19 protein-coding genes and 1 pseudogene are annotated in these 15,553 nt (G+C 38.9%); 12 read left to right on the forward strand and 8 right to left on the reverse strand.

The window, feature by feature from the left end:
- Positions 1–243: 243 nt before the first annotated feature.
- Positions 244–1,158 (forward strand): SGNH/GDSL hydrolase family protein, encoded by a 915-nt coding sequence (locus tag DSM106972_RS06060; RefSeq protein ID WP_127079765.1) that lies wholly within the window; start codon positions 244–246, stop codon positions 1,156–1,158.
- 51 nt (positions 1,159–1,209) lie between these two features.
- Here DSM106972_RS06060 and DSM106972_RS06065 read toward each other — a convergent pair whose 3' ends face one another.
- Entirely contained in the window at positions 1,210–1,731 is a 522-nt protein-coding gene (locus DSM106972_RS06065) for an Ntn hydrolase family protein (RefSeq protein ID WP_127079767.1), read from the reverse strand.
- Between the two features lie 415 nt (positions 1,732–2,146).
- On the opposite strand from DSM106972_RS06065, the gene DSM106972_RS06070 reads away from it, so the two are divergent.
- From DSM106972_RS06070 to DSM106972_RS06095, 6 genes are all read left to right on the forward strand, one after another.
- Positions 2,147–2,701: a pentapeptide repeat-containing protein gene (locus DSM106972_RS06070; RefSeq protein ID WP_127079769.1), complete on the forward strand. Its 555-nt coding sequence runs from the start codon at positions 2,147–2,149 to the stop codon at positions 2,699–2,701.
- Positions 2,702–2,940: 239 nt separating this feature from the next.
- Positions 2,941–3,360 carry a hypothetical protein gene (locus DSM106972_RS06075; RefSeq protein ID WP_127079771.1) on the forward strand — a complete coding sequence of 140 codons (420 nt, stop codon included), beginning with the start codon at positions 2,941–2,943 and terminating at the stop codon, positions 3,358–3,360.
- A 3-nt stretch (positions 3,361–3,363) separates the two neighbouring features.
- A complete protein-coding gene (locus tag DSM106972_RS06080) occupies positions 3,364–3,588 on the forward strand; it encodes a hypothetical protein (RefSeq protein WP_127079773.1) in 225 nt (74 codons plus the stop codon).
- Between the two features lie 60 nt (positions 3,589–3,648).
- Positions 3,649–3,960 (forward strand): DUF433 domain-containing protein, encoded by a 312-nt coding sequence (locus tag DSM106972_RS06085; protein WP_170213555.1) that lies wholly within the window; start codon positions 3,649–3,651, stop codon positions 3,958–3,960.
- Positions 3,953–4,288 (forward strand): DUF5615 family PIN-like protein, encoded by a 336-nt coding sequence (locus DSM106972_RS06090; RefSeq protein WP_127079776.1) that lies wholly within the window; start codon positions 3,953–3,955, stop codon positions 4,286–4,288. Before DSM106972_RS06085 ends, DSM106972_RS06090 begins: the two co-directional genes overlap by 8 nt.
- A gap of 252 nt (positions 4,289–4,540) precedes the next feature.
- Complete coding sequence (locus DSM106972_RS06095) at positions 4,541–6,133, forward strand: FAD-dependent oxidoreductase (RefSeq protein WP_127079778.1); 1,593 nt, start codon at positions 4,541–4,543, stop codon at positions 6,131–6,133.
- Positions 6,134–6,261: 128 nt separating this feature from the next.
- On the opposite strand, the gene DSM106972_RS06100 is transcribed toward DSM106972_RS06095, so the two are convergent.
- Positions 6,262–6,603, reverse strand: coding sequence for an SH3 domain-containing protein (locus tag DSM106972_RS06100; protein ID WP_127079780.1), 342 nt, complete (start codon positions 6,601–6,603; stop codon positions 6,262–6,264).
- A 632-nt stretch (positions 6,604–7,235) separates the two neighbouring features.
- Between DSM106972_RS06100 and DSM106972_RS06105 the strand changes: the two genes are divergently transcribed.
- Positions 7,236–8,792 carry an FAD-dependent oxidoreductase gene (locus tag DSM106972_RS06105; RefSeq protein WP_127079782.1) on the forward strand — a complete coding sequence of 519 codons (1,557 nt, stop codon included), beginning with the start codon at positions 7,236–7,238 and terminating at the stop codon, positions 8,790–8,792.
- A 50-nt stretch (positions 8,793–8,842) separates the two neighbouring features.
- Here the strand turns inward: DSM106972_RS06105 and DSM106972_RS06110 are convergent, their stop codons facing one another.
- Positions 8,843–9,343, reverse strand: a complete 501-nt coding sequence (locus tag DSM106972_RS06110) for a hypothetical protein (protein ID WP_127079784.1) — start codon at positions 9,341–9,343, stop codon at positions 8,843–8,845.
- Positions 9,344–9,596: 253 nt separating this feature from the next.
- The gene (locus tag DSM106972_RS06115) at positions 9,597–10,043 is read right to left on the reverse strand and encodes a hypothetical protein (RefSeq protein ID WP_127079786.1); all 447 of its coding nucleotides are present in this window, start codon (positions 10,041–10,043) and stop codon (positions 9,597–9,599) included.
- Between the two features lie 25 nt (positions 10,044–10,068).
- On the opposite strand from DSM106972_RS06115, the gene DSM106972_RS06120 reads away from it, so the two are divergent.
- From DSM106972_RS06120 to DSM106972_RS53155, 4 genes and pseudogenes are all read left to right on the forward strand, one after another.
- On the forward strand, positions 10,069–11,238 hold the full coding sequence (locus DSM106972_RS06120; RefSeq protein ID WP_127079788.1) for a phosphoserine transaminase: 1,170 nt from the start codon (positions 10,069–10,071) through the stop codon (positions 11,236–11,238).
- A gap of 179 nt (positions 11,239–11,417) precedes the next feature.
- Positions 11,418–11,711 carry a type II toxin-antitoxin system Phd/YefM family antitoxin gene (locus tag DSM106972_RS06125; RefSeq protein ID WP_127079790.1) on the forward strand — a complete coding sequence of 98 codons (294 nt, stop codon included), beginning with the start codon at positions 11,418–11,420 and terminating at the stop codon, positions 11,709–11,711.
- Positions 11,704–11,841, forward strand: a complete 138-nt coding sequence (locus DSM106972_RS53150) for a type II toxin-antitoxin system RelE family toxin (RefSeq protein WP_233787158.1) — start codon at positions 11,704–11,706, stop codon at positions 11,839–11,841. Before DSM106972_RS06125 ends, DSM106972_RS53150 begins: the two co-directional genes overlap by 8 nt.
- Before the next feature lie 51 nt (positions 11,842–11,892).
- Positions 11,893–12,042 (forward strand): annotated as a pseudogene (locus DSM106972_RS53155) (type II toxin-antitoxin system RelE family toxin); the annotation flags it as partial.
- A 2-nt stretch (positions 12,043–12,044) separates the two neighbouring features.
- On the opposite strand, the gene DSM106972_RS06135 reads toward DSM106972_RS53155, so the two are convergent.
- From DSM106972_RS06135 to DSM106972_RS06150, 4 genes are all read right to left on the reverse strand, one after another.
- A complete protein-coding gene (locus tag DSM106972_RS06135; RefSeq protein WP_127079792.1) occupies positions 12,045–12,941 on the reverse strand; it encodes a tetratricopeptide repeat protein in 897 nt (298 codons plus the stop codon).
- Between the two features lie 153 nt (positions 12,942–13,094).
- Positions 13,095–13,433 carry a cytochrome c6 PetJ gene (petJ, locus tag DSM106972_RS06140; protein WP_127079794.1) on the reverse strand — a complete coding sequence of 113 codons (339 nt, stop codon included), beginning with the start codon at positions 13,431–13,433 and terminating at the stop codon, positions 13,095–13,097.
- A gap of 219 nt (positions 13,434–13,652) precedes the next feature.
- Positions 13,653–14,162, reverse strand: coding sequence for a GNAT family N-acetyltransferase (locus tag DSM106972_RS06145; protein ID WP_127079796.1), 510 nt, complete (start codon positions 14,160–14,162; stop codon positions 13,653–13,655).
- Between the two features lie 153 nt (positions 14,163–14,315).
- Entirely contained in the window at positions 14,316–15,437 is a 1,122-nt protein-coding gene (locus DSM106972_RS06150) for an RpoD/SigA family RNA polymerase sigma factor (protein WP_127079798.1), read from the reverse strand.
- Between the last annotated feature and the right edge of the window lie 116 nt (positions 15,438–15,553).

Here is a 15,553-nt window from a genome sequence, read left to right on the forward strand (position 1 = left end):
GCATTTGCCCGCTTCGATTGTAGTCCTTTTACACGCAAAAGATGCATTCCTTTATAACGATTTTGACTTCACTTTACAACAAAAGACATCACCATAATTACCGATGCCAAAAATAAATATAATCAGTAGTTTAACTGTCGCGTTTACGTTTATATTTTGCTAAAAATTTGTATAAGATATAACATTCGACCGTAATTTTTTCACAATAAATTAATGATTGATGAGGCTAGGCAGGTAAAAGTTATGCTGGTAGCAGTTTTGGCTGTATGTTTAGGATTATTTATCGCGATTGAACTCGGGTTGCGGATACTATTTGGATTTGGCAACCCGCTAATTTACATTGGTGAAAAGGAAATTGGTTATTTACTTGCACCCAACCAACAAACTCGACGTAACGGTAATTATATAGAGATAAACGAGTATTCGATGCGTGGGGCGCCGATACAGACAACTCCCCCTCCTTCAACACAACGAGTATTTTTACTAGGAGACTCCATAGCAAACGGTGGATGGTGGACTGACCAGAAAAATACTATATCCAATTTGATAATGCAGTCGCTTAGCAGTAAAAACTCGCCAGCAGAAGTATTAAATGCATCAGCAAACTCTTGGGGACCGCGTAACGAACTCGCATATCTACAAAAATTTGGCACATTCAACGCCTCTACAATTGTACTACTAATTAACACAGATGATTTATTTGCCACGGCGCCGACATCATTACCAGTAGGACGCGAGAAAAACTATCCCGACAAAAAACCACCGCTTGCACTAGTTGAAATATATCAGCGTTATATTCAAAAATCTAAACCCATACCTGAACTTGAGAAAGTCCGACAAGAAGGGGGTGATAGAGTAGGTATTAATTTAGAAGCAATAGCCAAAATTCAAGATATTGCCACACAAAACAACAGTAAATTTGTTTTAGCGATGACACCCTTGAAACGGGAACTAGGGGAACCAGGTTCTCGCGACTATGAAATAAAAGCACGTGCAAGACTTGATGAGTTTGTCAAAGCAAGACAAATTGATTATATTGATTTTCTGCCTTTGTTTAATGGGCGCCAAAACTCAGAAAGTTTATACCACGACCACATTCACCTAAACTTACAGGGCAATCAATTTGTCAGTGAGGTCATAAAAAAAAGCTTATTGTAGGTTGGGTGGAGCCTTTGCGGAACCCAACCTACAATCATATTAGCGGTTATGTTATACGGTGGTTTTGATAGGTTTTACAATGGTATTTACAGGCGCCGAACAATAAATACACAATTCGTTTGCAATTTCAACAGCTTCTTGTGGGGTTTTATCTAGATACATTGCGGTTAATGCAAATTCTCTACCAGCACCGATAGCGCTAAATTCATTAATTTTCTCAACCAAATATCCATCAGAAATACGAAATATTTCTCCTTCCATACCCATTAAATAACTATTGCGTTTACCGAAAGTGTCATCTTTCTTTTTTGCCCATGTATAAAATTCAACAATATATTCTAACACTGCTTCTACTGTTGGTGCAGATGGTTTGTGATTGCGTGCAAATAACTGCATGAAACTTAATTCCATTATCCAGCCAACACTACCTATTACAATATCGTTCACCTCAAATAGTTTTCCTTGTTCGTGTCCTGATACTCGTGAAGTCTCACTTAAGTAACCACTCACACGGATACTATCTGCGGCAAAGACAAGTCTATCGGCATACTTTTTTGCAGCAACTACGCTCATAATTAATATTTTTGACTATAAAGTGCGAGAATCATAATATACATTTCTTTTATTTATCTCACAAGTAAAATTTCTACTTTTTTCATTAATCTCGCTATAAATAGATGATTTTTACCTGCTAATGTTCAAAGAAACCCGGTTTCTAAGTTTTTGTAATATAAATTAATTTATTTTAATAATTTAAGTTGTAATTAAGCCTGAATACCTACATATAAATTACTAAAGCTTCAAATCGTATATTTATGTTAAGTAATTTTCATAAAATTAGAAAACACCTGCACAATTAAAAATACAAGTTTTAGCTAAAACGTTTACAAAAAGCAATCGAATAATATCGTTGCTGAAAGTGTGGCTTGAGGGGAAGTGACTCGCTATTCTTTAAAAACAAACCTGTAAACCGGAATGAGGCAATATTATGGATAAAAGTATGCTCCTGAATCGGTACGCGGCAGGGGAACGCGACTTCAACGGAATTAGTTTACATTCCTTAAATCTTTCTGATATTGATTTAAGTGGTGCGAATTTAAGTGGTGCTGATTTAAGTGGCACCAACCTCAACCGTACAAATCTGAGTGGTTGTGATTTAAGTCGGGCAAATTTAACAGACGCAGACCTAAATAATGCCAATTTAAGTGGTGCGAACTTGAGTGAAACAAATTTGATAGGCGCCGACTTAATTCACGCGAACATGGAAGCAACAAATCTTAGTCGCGCCGATTTGAGAAGTGCTAGCTTAGTTTTGGTCAACTTAGCGCGTGCCAACATGAGCGAAGCAGAATTAAGTGGTACTGACTTAAGTGGTGCCAACCTCTTCCATGCAAATTTAACAGCCACAAACTTATATGAGGCAGAAATTACAGGTGCGGATTTAACGGGCGCCATTATTAGCGAAACAGAAATGAGCGCTGAAAAATCGCAAACAGGATTATCCCATAAATGGGTAACTTGGGCAGGTCAAAAAACAAGTTAAGCACCTAGAAAGTCCGGTGTGTGTCACGTAGGGTGCGTGAAAGGCTACACAAATCTGAACCAAAACGTAAGATTATGTAGCTTTCACGCACCATTCACTTCAACGCGCAATATGCATTCGATAAGTTTTACAATATATTTTCTGACGACGAATTATAAATTTAAAATTAAAACAGCTTTATTTCTGACCAGCAGCAATGTAACGTAACAGATAACAAAAAATCGCTGAGGTTTTGAGTTATGAAGGCTGCATCTATAATTGAGACGGCAGAACATCCGACAAACGACCAACTTTGTACCATCGCCCGTACCTACATCTTAGAAGAACACGCGCGCGTTGGCGATAGAATTTACTACTGGGACAACTGGAACATCTCGGTTGGCGCCAATAGTAGTGCTAGCGAACCAACACTCGATAATGATACTTATTCTTGGGCGACAACACTATCGTGCGACATAACCAATATAGAGGTTTCAGAACGTAATGACATTGAGCAAGAGTACTTAGTGACTGTAGCAGCAGATATTACGGTTGGCAGTGGCAGTAACTCAAACTTATCCGAAACAGAAAATCAAGAAATAGAGTATGAAAAACATGTTTTCTTCTGCTATATCAAATCAATACAAGGAGACTATTTAGTTACCAGCGTTGAAGAATAGCTTTTGATTATAAGAGATGCTATACAATTTTGGCATCTCTATATTAATATAGGGCGCCGTCTTAATGAGAAAATGTTGGTGAAAGCATCTAGAAAAGGCTTACGCACTACTAACCAACCGCGTTTACAAAAGCATACAGTTTTGATAATGGCGGTTTGTATAGCAGCTTTGATAATGCTAGCTATTGGGTTCACAACTTTTTATCGAAAACAACCTATTAATGATTGATAGAACGGCACTCAATCATTTAAAATAAAAACTGAATACTTCTCAAGCTAGAATTTGTCTATGCTATCTGTCAGTACGGAACACATTGAAGTGACACCAGAAGTACGTGGTGGAAAGCCACGTATTGCAGGAACTAGAATTGCAGTAGAAGATATTGTAGTAATGCATTTGAAAATGGGATTATCATTATCAGAAATTGCTGCTAAGTATAACTTATTGATGGCTAGTGTTCATGCCGCAATGGCATATTATTTTGATAATCAAGAAACTATTGACTCTACGTTGACAGAAGATGAAGCATTTGTAGAAGCTTTTAAGCGTAGTCACCCTTCTCGTTTACAAGAAAAATTAAGGAATCTACGAGGTGAGTGAAAAAATAAAGTTTCATTTGGATGAAAATGCTGACCCAGCTATTGCTGCTGAATTGCGTCGTTATGGGATAGATGTAACTACGACACAAGAAGTTGGATTACTCCATAAAAGCGATGAGGAACAATTAAAATTTATTTGTGAAAGTCAGCGTGTAATTTTTACCCAAGATACTGATTTTTTAAGAATTGCTAGTTACAGCCAAAATCACCCTGGCATTACTTACTGCCAAAAAGGAACTCGTTCCATCGGTGAGATAATTAGTGGATTAAGTTTAATTTACGAAGTTTTTTCACCTGCTGAGATGATTGGCCAAGTTGAGTTTTTGTAATTATAATAAATCAATGCTGCCTTTATTCAGTCATCACAGCCGCTGTCCTAATCGCTGAGTCTCAAAATTAATACTAAAATATCACTTGACAGTATGGAGACGTGGGAGATAGTTTTTCAGGCACCACTCCTTGAAAGAGAAAAGTATGTAGGTTGTGCTACCAGCCTTCAGTTTGAGTAGTCATCCGGAATTGTACTGATTTGTTGTGTTGAATTTCTCTAGAGGATTAAAAAAACTATTGAGAAAATTCTTATGCCAAGTACTAATACCACTAATACAGTAACCCGCACATACGACATAATTGCTTTCGGTGATGAAGTTCCAGGCATTTTAGCTTTGGTATGTGCCGCACGTGAGCATTTGCGTCGCACTAATAAATATCCACGTTCGTTATTGTTGTTCAAAGGTAATTCCCAATTAGGTATCGGTGGTCATTTGGTTCGTGGTGGTTTGTCTTATTTAGACCGCTCGGTTGTACCTGCTAGTGTTCGCAGTCAATTTGGTTTGGCAGTATATGGTGATGAGTCGGATATATATAAAGAATTTTTAAAACGCACTAGTGTAGTTCAGGTGGCACTTGAACCTAAAAAAGGTGATGCTGTTCTGCGAGAAATGTTAAAGGAAATTAACGCGGATATTCTTAGCGGTGTTGATATTGCATCGGTTATTAAACAAGGGCAAGCTATCACAGGTATTCGCCTGACTAAAGGTGAAACCTATATAGCGAAAATCTTTATTGACTCTACAGTCAACGCTGAACTAGCTGTTGCTGCTGGTGTAAGCAAGCTGAAAGGGTTTGAAACTTTTGGTTTACCAAATTCTGAGCTTTCAGTAACGCTGACTTTTGAAACTCAAGGTTTGAGTGTGCAAGCACTGAAGGATGTTGAAATGCAGTATATGCTGCGTCTTGCTGATGTTAATGATGTTGAAGCACAAAGATGGATTAATACGGCAGCAGGTGGAGACCGTACACGCTTTTCTGAATTACAAGCTCCATTTATCAATAATAAAAACGACCTCAGTAAAATTGCGTTGTATGCAGGTAGCGATTATATAGATGTTCGTAGCTTTGCACTTTCAATTGCTTACCACGCATTCCGAGGTACAGCATTATCACTAGACCAAAGCGGCGCCGTATTAGACAAAGGAAATATTGCCGTATTCCCTGACGGTAGAATGTCGTGGAATGCGCTACTATTTGACGTTACTGCCGACCAAGCTGAAGCTTTAGCTCGTGGTGATTCCAAACCCACACCTGAAATGCTTAAAGAAATGCAGCTATTAACTCAATGGTTTAAGGGTATCGGCGCCACTACGGTTACACCAGCACCAGAATTATACATCCGCCATGCAGGTAACGTTGAAGATGCAGTTGACCCGCTAACAGGCGCCGAAATGCTCAAAGGAGGTGTGCCAGCATCTGAAGCACTAGGTACATTTGGTTACCATTTTGATATCCGTGGAGGTATCGAAGGTCTGGGAGCGCGTGCATCTGAAAAAGGCTTAGGTGAAGTTAAATTAGACCCACCACTATTTAATGTAGGCATTCAACACGCAGTATTAAAAAGCGTACCAAATATAGCTGTTATTAGCCCAGCATCAGGATTTGAAGGTTATGCATCTTCCTGCGGAAGAATTGTAGAATTCAATTGTGCAGTTGGACAAGGTATTGGTATCGCAGCAGCAATAGCAATGTTAAGTAATCGTAACCTCAACCAAATTTCCAATAAAGAAGTGCATGATATCCTAGCCAACACAGGCAAACTTTCAAAAATCTACGGTCAACCCGATGCACAGCAAGATATTGTCAGCTTAGATAAATTTGAAAACGCTTTAGCTGCTTAATTTGGTTATTGTGGAATGGGCATCCTTGCCCGTTCCTGTAATCATTTTTTAGGTAACAAGAATACTGCTTATGATAAGGCACATGAGCGGGTCGTAAGAAGGTAAATATAGATTGGCACGAAAATTATCTATCGGCGCCACATATCAAACTCCGGTTCAGAACAACCGTTAATAAACTCATTATTCACCCAACCATTTAGAGGTTTAGTGTTATCCTCTCCAATAACCCGTGCAGAAATTTTTACCCAACTACCTTTACGATGTGAAGCAATTACCCCATCTCCACGATTCATTTTAGTAACAACTTTATAGCTTTTTCCAGGGCCAGTACGAATCATCACATCATTGCCTGTAATAAACGAACAAGTTCCAGATTGTTTAGCTTCGGTGCGTGCAGTGGAAGAGAAAGATGAACAGATATTAATAATGAGCAAAGCTAAAGCGATTCTTAACAACTTGGTAAATGCCATTTTCTTATACCGTATTTTAAACTTTGTTGCTCACAATGTTAACCATAGCCACAAACGATGGATATTCGTACTTTCTCTGAATTTTTTATGAAGATTCTAAGTTCATATATCACGTTAAAAACTGTAAACTTTTTGTCAAAGAGTGAAAATATATAGTAGTAATTATTATCATTTTACGAGAGGCGCCTAATACTACAAGGGATATGTTATTTGCAGGTTGGGCTAAAGCTCGCTTTAATCTCTAACTCTTCAACTGAACATTGTGGGGCGGGTGTCCTCGCGTGCATTTAGAATATGAAACGGGCAAGGATGCCCATTCCACAAGAACAATCTTACAAGAACATTTATTGTTAAGATTTGTAAAGAGTTAAATTAATGATTTGAGCATTTAAAGTAATATTTTACACTGATTAATTGCAATTCAATTGAAAAAGTAAGGTGCCAAGCAGTACAGTACGAAGAAGATAGAATTTATGTGTTGAGTAATGGTTAATACGTGGGGAAAAAATTGTCTAAGTACAGAATAAAGGCGCCGTAAAAAATCACCCTAGAAGGGTACCCATTTTGTACTGAAGAATTAACAACACGTTGTTAATTGTGTACAGAGGGTATAAGTTCATGAGGGAATCACTATGTATGGAGTAGAGGCATCTGCACCGTCAGGGAATCGTAATTATGACATTATCTGTTTTGGCGATGAAGTTCCAGGGATATTGACGCTTATTTGTGCTGCACGAGAATATTATCGTCACACTAATAGGTATCCCCGTAGCTTGTTGTTATTTAAAGGTAGTTCTAAATTAGGAGTTGGTGGCCATGTTGTTCGTTCAGGTTTGGCATATCTAGACCGTTCTTCGGTTCCTAATACAATTCGGCAAGAGCGAAAGCTTGATATATTTGGTGACCCATGTGCTATTTACAAAGAACTTTTACAACGCACGGGGGTAGACCAAGTAGCACTCGACCCAAGTAAGACAGATTGGGTATTGCGCGAGATGTTGCGGGAGATACACGCTGATATTTTGAGTAGTGTTGAAATTAAATCGGTTATTAAAGAAGGGCAAAAGATACTTGGTATTGAGTTAACTAAGGATGAAACTTATTTTGCTAAACATTTTATTGATAGCACTGTGAATGGGGAGCTAGCGCTTTCTGCTGGTGTGAGAAAATTCAAAGGATTTGAAACTATTGGTTTACCAGATTCTGAGCTTGCTGTAACACTTGTCTTTGAAACCCAAGGTTTGAGTGTTGAACGATTACAAAATATTGAGTATCAATACTTACAGCGTTTTACGAACCTTCAAGATAAGGAAGCACAAAATTTAATCAAGGAAGCTGCGGGAGGAGATGCGAATTTTGCGAACCAGTTGAGAGCAGACTTGGTTGACAAAAAAGGCTATCTCAAGACGATGGCTGTAGGTAAAGATTATATAGATATTCGTAGCAAAGCGCTTTCTATTGCTTATCATGCGTTTCGCGGTACTAAGTTAGATATTAATCTGAGTCCAGGAATTCTTGACAACGGCAATATTGCTTTGTTGTCACGTGTACGGATGTCGTGGAATGCTTTGCTGTTCGGCTTATCTGCCAGCGAAGTTGAAAAACTTGCCCGCGCGAAAGCACAACCAACGCGAAAAATGCTCGATGAAATTTTATTTATTACCAGGTGGTTTCAATTGCTTGGCGCCAGTGAAGTCAAGCCAGCCAAAGAGGTTTATATTCGTCATGCAGGTAATATTACTGATGTAATTCAACCACTTACAGGCGCCGAAATGCTGTCAGGTGGTGTTCCAACACACGAAGCTATAGGCACTTTTGGCTATGACTTTGATGTTCGTGGTGGTATTGGTAGTTTTGGCGAACACCCTGTAAATAAAGGTTTTGGTAATTTGGCTTTGTTAACAACTCCTTTATTTAACATTGGCATTCAACACGCATTACTTAAGCAGGTGCCAAATTTAGCTGTAGTGAGTCCGTGTTCAGGGTTTGAAGGTTACGCTTGCTTTGCAGGTCGAATTGTTGAGTTTAACTGTGGAGTTGGGCAGGGTATAGGTATTGCCGCAGGTATTGCATTAGCACAAGAGCGTGAATTAAATGAAGTTTCAAACAAAGAAGTGCATGATGTACTGCAAAGCACTGGGCAACTTTCCCAAATATACGGCATCACTTATGAAGTAGCTGCCGCATAAGGGTTGTACAAAGAAACCGGGTTTCTTCGGTAGAAACCCGGTTTCTAGAGTTAATTGGAAATTTGCTGAAGCGGACTAATAAAAGTCCATGTATTATCAGATTTCCGAATCGTCCATCCTGTAACTTGATACTCTTCATTGCCTTTTACGTAAACAATCTCAGTTCTATTCTTTTCTAAGGATGCAGGCAAACCTTCACATGCTTTGACGGCGATTTTTTCGTAGTTATTATTTTTATCTAGAGAAAAGTAGTCAATTTTAGTTTTATCTTTATTTGACTTAATAATTTCAGTGTAATCTTGGTCTGTAAGCTTAGACTCTGTGCTAGCTGGAAAGTAGTAATAAGTATTTGATGCTGCATTTTTATCTTTGGAGTATACCTTACAAGCAAAAAAACCACCATGTGGCTCTACTCTCACAGGTTTAAGCGATTGCGGGTTTTGAGCAAAATTCGAGTCAGGGGCGCCGGAATTTGTTGAGCATCCAAATAAATATGTAGATGTAGATATTGATAAAGAACTCAATAGTAATATTTTATGCCAATTATTCATAAATTGTTGATACAAGCTACAGTACGTTTTGCTTGAAATCCCCATAATTCAAGGAAATGCATCCTACTTATGCAAGATTATCATTGAATAAGGGGGTATGATGTAATACCTGACATTCGTCTAAGTATTCACTCACCAATGTGACGACGTACTATTAAAGCTTGTTTCCCTAAATTTACGCAAGCAATTACGGTACAGGTAGCTAATAACCTGCTTGAGTTTGAGCGAAAGTCCTAAAATGCAAGCTTCTGCTTCAAGTATGGGGTAAGTCAGTTGTGCATTTTAATGCATTAACACTCATAACCTGGTAAATACTTATTTTTGAAAATCTTTCGCAGCTTACCAAGCGCACGCGACCCTCTTTTTCGCAACGCTTCTGTAGTAACTTCATCTCCATTTGCTGATAATATCGCCAAATCAATAATTTTCTATCTTCAAAGTCTAACTCTTTCAATGCTTGATTCAAGTGTTTATAAACTTCAGTGTCTTGACTAGATTGCTGCAAACGTTCATCTGGTAAAAATTCTCCAAAGTCAAAGTTTTGATTATCTATGATTCGGCGCCGAGTTTCTTCTCTACTTATTTCTTTAATGATATGTACTGTTATAGTGTGGTGCCTATAAAAGTTGTTGCAATTTTTGACAGTATTTTCGACGATAGCAAAAATAACCCGAATACAGATTATGATGTAATCCTGCACTCTTTTCGCTTACATAGTCAGACCAATGCTAGAAATGCTATCTCTTCCAACCGTTAAACCTAGCGTCCCTCATTTCTCTTCAGGCCCATGTGCAAAGCGTCCCGGCTGGTCTGTTTCAAATCTTGCTGGCGCTTGCGTGGGACGTTCGCACCGTTCAGCAGATGGTAAAGCTAAATTAGCTGAAGTTATCGAACTATCGAAAAAAATTCTTGGTGTCCCGGCAAATTACCGTCTAGGAATAGTACCAGCTTCTGATACAGGCGCCGTAGAAATGGCTATGTGGTCGCTTTTAGGTAAGTTACCCCTTGATATTCTCGCATGGGAAAGTTTTGGTCAGGAATGGGTAAAAGATGTTACCGACGAGTTGAAATTATCTGATGTGCGCTTAATGAAGGCGCCTTACGGTAGCTTACCCGACTTTAGCCAAGTAGATTTTAGTCACGACGTAGTATTTTTATGGAACGGTACCACATCAGGAGCGCGCGTACCAAATGCCGACTGGATACCAGACGACCGCGAAGGTTTAACAATTTGCGATGCCACCTCAGCAGTATTCGCAATGGATGTAGACTGGTCGAAACTTGATGTTGTTACTTACTCGTGGCAAAAGGTACTTGGTGGAGAAGCACAACATGGTGTTATTGTACTATCTCCACGTGCTGTTGAACGTTTAGAGACTTACCAACCACCTCGACCTTTACCAAAATTATTCCGCATGACCGAAAAAGGTAAGCTGATTGAAGGTATTTTTAAAGGCGATACTATTAATACTCCATCGATGTTGTGCGTAGAAGATGCACTCGACGGGTTAAAGTGGGCAGAAAGTATTGGTGGTCTTTCAGGATTAATTAATCGTAGCGAAGCAAACCTTGCAGCAATTACAAAATGGGTTGAGCAAAGTAACTGGGCTGCATTTTTGGCAGAAACACCAGAAATTCGTTCTTGCACATCGATTTGTCTCAAAATTACAGACGAATGGTTTACTGGCTTAACTCCAGCACAACAAGCCGAATGTGCGAAAAAACTCGCAAAATTACTCGAAAAACAAAACGTTGCTTTCGATATCGCTGCATACCGCTCGGCACCTCCAGGTTTACGCATTTGGGGAGGCGCCACTGTTGAAACTAGTGATATAGAAGCACTACTTCCTTGGCTAGACTGGGGTTTTGCAACCGTTAAAAATGAAATGAAATAACCTTATTTGAGGTCTTGTGGCACAGCCTAGGAAGGCTGTGCATTAATATATTGATATAGCGAAAACGGGCAAGGATGCCCATTCCACACAAGGATGCCTATTCCACTCTGAAATGATGAATTTGCTATGTGCTATAATCATTAAATATTTTACTGCTTTTTTAACAGGTCAGTACAAAAATGGCAAAAGTGGAAGTAAATCAAGCACAAGAAAACTTTCCAGAACTTCTAGCGCTTGTAGACGCAAATCAAGAGCGTATTGTCATTGAATCGCAAGGTAAACTAGTGGCGGCTGTGATTAGTTATGCTGACTTGAAACGGTTAGAGGCACTGGAAGAAGCAAACGACATCAAGGATTTTCAACGTGCGCTTGCTGAAACTAATGATGAGTCATATTCAGTAGAAGAAGTCATAGCTGATTACAATAAAATTCACGGTACAAATTTCACAAGACAAAGCATATTGAATGACTGAATTTCAGCAACTTGCTCTCCGCATTACGAAGTCAGCACGGAAAGAAATTATTGATTTGCAACCGAAATTTTTTAAGCAGGTAATGGGCAAAATTCTACTCATAGCTGAAGAACCTAGAGCTTCATGCTAATGGCATTTTTGTTAACATAGTTGACAAAAAGCAACGAAATTGATAGTGTGACCTCAAGATTATAAACAACTTAAAGGGCAACCTGGTGTATACCGAGTTGACCAAGGTGAATATCGTATCTTGTATAGAATATTAGAAGATTCAGTTGAAATTTTCAGAGTTGGGAAACGTAACGATGATGAGGTGTATGAAAATCTTTGAAGTTAGACTGTTTCTTCGATTATAGGGATTTGTCTTTGGACTATTTTAATTAAACCTAAAGTTTTTTGGTAAGCAGTTTGTTCTCCTGTTTTATCAAAGTATAATGCTGCTGTTTGTAAGTCAGAAATGGCGGCTTGTTCATAACCAAGATTGTGATAAGCTATACCACGGTTTGCATATGCTTGAGCGTTACTAGGATTAAGTCTTACTGTATTACTGAAATCTTTAACGGCGCCTATATTGTCACCACTTTTACCACAAGTACAGCCTCGGTTAAAGTAAGCGCGTTCAGATTGGGGGTTTAGGCTAATTGCTAAGGTAAAGTTTCGAGTCGCAGCTTTGTAATCATTAAGGTGAAATTTTGCTAAACCCAAATCATTATATATATCCGCACGTAAATAACTAGGGGTTTCGCTTACGAGTGATAGCGCGCGTTGATAATCTATAATTGCTTTTCTATAATCTTGTAATGCCGCAGTTGCAACACCTCGATTATAATACGCGCGAAAGTCTTGAGGTTGACGGCTTAAAACTTGATTATTGTCTTCAATTGCTGCGGTATAATTACCTTGACGATAATGAACTATACCTCTGTTAATATACGCTTCGATATTTTCTGGCGCCTTGTTTATGGCTTGATTGCAATCGCTGACAGCATTTTGGTAATCTTCTAATTGAAGGTTTGCCAAACATCGATTACTATAAGCTGCGGCATAATCTTTGTTAATATTGATTGCTTCTGTAAATTTGACTACTGCTTGTTGATAGTTTCCTTGTCGTAGTAATTCTACTCCTGAACGAAATATAACTGAGGCGTTTGTTATGGCACCTACTTTATCAACTTGGCATATTAATAAGCTGATAGTTAGAGCCGTTAGAAGGAATAATTTACTAATCATGTAGTGTTTATAATACTGCAATAGGGATACAGCATTGCCGTACCCCTATTAATGTTTTATTAGAACTGAATCGTTACGAGCCTGATTTATAAGCAAGTATTAATATTCGTAGTTAACACTCAGCACTCAGCACTCAACACTCAGCACTATTAACTACTTCCAGCCTTTATCTGCTTGCGACAACACATAACTTGCGACGTTAGCAATTTGCTCTGGTTTCAAGCGACCACCAAAGGCAGGCATAGCATTTTTACCCTTTGTAACTTGGGTAATAATTGCTTCTTCTGAGTACATATTGTACTTTTCTAAAGCATCTTTTTGTAGAGTTTTTTGTGCGTTAACCAAGTTTTTACCACCTGCGTGACAAGAAGCGCAGTTCGCACTGAAGATTTTTCCTCCAGCCACAGCATCTCCATCAGCTAATGCAGGACGACTGAAAGCAAAGGTGAAAAGTGCTACACCTAACAGCAATACTGATACAATTCTTTTCATTAAGTGTTCCCTCTGTAACAATGATGGGTAAATGCTATATCCTCATAATATTTTCTTGTTCACGGCTTTTATAGTCAAACGACAGGCTGTCATACTTCGCAAAAACCTTTACAATTCTTGATTTTGAGTAAAATTTTATTACTTTGTTTGTTAATATCTTGACATGCAGAATAAAGATTCAACAAGAAAGATTAAGAAGTGTAAAATAAATTACATAGGTTAAGGAGTTGAGGCGCCTTCGTTTGATAGGGTGGCAAGGTGGTTAATAGCGGCGCCTGTGACTCGACAAATTCGCCATTCTCCCAAAATTTCGGCGCCGATGCGACGGTAAAATTCAATTGCAGGTTCGTTCCAATCTAAAACACTCCATTCGAGGCGCCCATAATTACGTTCTAAAGCGATTTGTGCGAGTTTACTTATAAGTAATTTACCAATACCTTGGCGCCGATATTTGGGAAGAACAAAAAGGTCTTCGAGATAAATACCGGGTTTGGTAAGAAACGTTGAATAGTTATAAAAAAATAAAGCATAGCCGACAGCTTTGCCATCACATTCCGCTAAAATGGCTTCAGCAAATTTATGCATACCAAAAAGATGCTCTTTTAGTGCAAGAGCATCTCCAGTTACAGCGTGTGCTAGTTTTTCGTACTCCGCTAAAGCTTGGATAAGAGAAAAAATGGTATCGCAATCTTCTGGTTGTGCAGAACGTATAGTTACATTGCTGGACATAGGATTTTAGATTGTATAATTTGTCATTCTGAGCGCAGCGTAAACAGAGTTTTCCCGCAGGGTAGAATCTTTAATTGTATTCTTGCTTTTTAGATTTCTGTTTAGAAGCTTTTCAGATGCTTCACTCCGTTCAGCATGACATATTATATACCTCTATATCAACCAACCTTTCAGGCGTTTTGCGATATGTGGGCGCCGGAGCTTTCGCATTGCTTTACTTTGAATTTGACGAACACGTTCGCGAGAAAGATTGAACATATTGCCAACTTCTTCTAAAGTACATGGCTCACTCGTTGTTAAACCATACCGCAATGAGATTACATCTTTTTCACGCGGTGTCAATACATCAGCCAAAACTTCCCATATTTCCTGACGCATCATGCTTTCGTTCATTTTTGCTTCAGGAGACTGATTATCTTCATCTTCTAATAAATCCATCAATTCGGTATCTTCTTCTTTACCGACACGATGGTTGAGTGAAAGCGCTTGACGACGTAATTGTTGAAGCTGACGCAGTTGAGATGGAGGTATTTCTAATATGGCAGCAAGCTCGACTTCGTTTGGGTTACGTCCAAGCTGCTGTTTGAGTTCGCGTTGCGCTTTTTTCAACTTGTTCAGCTTTTCGACAATGTGAATTGGCAAACGAATTGTGCGCGCGTCATTTGCTATAGCACGAGTAATAGCTTGACGTATCCACCAATATGCGTAAGTTGAAAACTTATATCCTTTATCTGGGTCAAACTTTTCTGTCGCGCGGTTCAAACCCATTGCTCCTTCCTGTATCAAATCCAGAAAAGGAACTCCACGATTTAAATATCGTTTTGCTATTGATACTACTAAACGCAAATTCGAGCGAATCATTTTGCGTTTAGCAACTCGACCTTGATACAACCGACTTTCTAATTGTCTTTCTGTCAAATCTAACTGCGCTGCAACTTGTGCCTTGGTTACAGGTTGCTCTGACTTCTCTTGTAATGATGCTTGTATTTCTCGAACTTCTTCTAAAAATCTAACTCGTCTTGCTAACTCAACCTCTTCATCGGGTTTAAGTAGCGGGTAACGTGCCATTTCTTTAAAGAAAGCTCCGACTGCATCATCATGTTCGGTTTTGTTATATCCAGAAGGACGAGCTGCTCCCATCTGGTCACCGTCACGTTCATCATTGTCGGCAATCAAAGCTTCGTCGGCTACTTGTTCTAAAATATCGAGCGATGGTTCTTCAATATCAGTAGCACTTTCGATAATCTCGATTGTTTCCAATTCTGCAATATTCATAGGTTTATGTGAGGAATGGTTGCTTCCGATTGGTACATAACTTTTGCGCTTTACTGCATTTATGCAATACGTAGATTAGAGTATCCAGGTATCGCTTTCTCGCGCGCGAAAACTTA

The sequence above is a fragment of the Dulcicalothrix desertica PCC 7102 genome, assembly GCF_003991905.1.
Lineage (GTDB): Bacteria > Cyanobacteriota > Cyanobacteriia > Cyanobacteriales > Nostocaceae > Dulcicalothrix > Dulcicalothrix desertica.